Genomic DNA, 1,253 nt, shown 5'->3' on the forward strand with positions numbered 1-1,253 from the left:
GGCCGATCCGTCGCTGCGTCCGCGGACCGGTCGGCCGCGGCGACGGTCCTGCGTGGCGCGTCCCGTGCCGCCCCGTCGTGCCAACGCGCGCCGGCGAGCACGGCCCGCGGTGGCGACCGCGTCTTCGGGTCGCCGAGCGGGGTGGCCGCGCTCCGCGGCGGGTCGACCCGCACGCCGGCCGTCACCGTGCCGGAGGAGCCGTCCGTCCCGCTCGTCACGGTGGCGGCCGCTATAGTCCCGCCTCCTCCGCATTCCTGCCGGCGTCCGCCGGTGACCGTCGCCGTTCATGCCCATCGCCGACATCCGCGCGGCGATCGAGGCCGAACTGGCCGCGACGCCCGAGTTCTACGACTTCCGCGTGCTCCGCAGCGAGCCGGACGGTGCGTGCTGGCGGGTGACGCTCGAGGCGGGCTACGTCTACGCCGAGGGCCAGCGGCCCGGGCAGGCGTCGGCGCAGACGTTGCTCGACGAGCGGCTGGAGGGCGCGTCCGCTTGGTGGGGTGCGCCGGCCAAGGGCGGCGCGAGCGTGCGGGCGGTGGTGGTCGAGGACGACCAGCTCGTGCTGCAGGACGCGAGCGCGCCGCCGCCGGGAGAGGGGCACCTGATCCGGATCTATCCGCCGCGCTTCCTGCAGGCCGTGGCCGACGCCTGGCGCGATGACGCCTGGGCGCGCCGCGCCGCGGACTGCTGGCCGGGCCTGTCCGCGCCCGCGGCTCATCCGGCCGGACCGCGCCTGGACGGCTCGCCGTTCCGCTGGTTGCGGCCGGCGCAGCGACAGGCGCTCGGCTTGGTTGCCTTCGAGGATGCCTTCCTGTGGGGACCGCCCGGCACCGGCAAGACGACGACGCTGGGCGTGCTGGTCGCCGAGTACCTGGACCGTTGCCCCGCGGCGCGGGTGCTGCTGCTGTCGACCACCAACCAGGCGGTCGACCTGGCGACGCTGGCGGTGGACAAGGCGCTCCAGAAGGGCCGCCGCGAGGCCTTGCGCGGGACGATCCGCCGGCTCGGCGCGCGCTTCGATGCCCAGGCCTATGCCGGTCGCGAGCACTTGATCCCGGCGCCCGGCACCCCGTCGCAGCAGGTGCTGCGGCAATGCCGGCTCGCCACGATGACGACGACGCGCGCGGTCTTCACGCTGAAGACCCTGCGCGAGCTCGCTTCACCCGATGCGCCGTCGGAAACGTCGACGACGATGCCGCCCTTCGACCTGGTGGTCTTCGACGAGGCGAGTCAGGTCAGCCTGGCCCACGCGC

Annotated in this window: 1 protein-coding gene; it reads left to right on the plus strand. The window is 75.3% G+C overall.

Features of this window, described 5'->3' with window-relative positions; genetic code table 11:
- Positions 1 to 286 precede the first annotated feature (286 nt).
- Positions 287 to 1,253 (plus strand): AAA domain-containing protein (locus FUT87_RS27240; RefSeq protein WP_147242999.1); only part of this gene is annotated, 967 nt, incomplete at its 3' end.

The organism is Mitsuaria sp. TWR114, assembly GCF_007997345.1.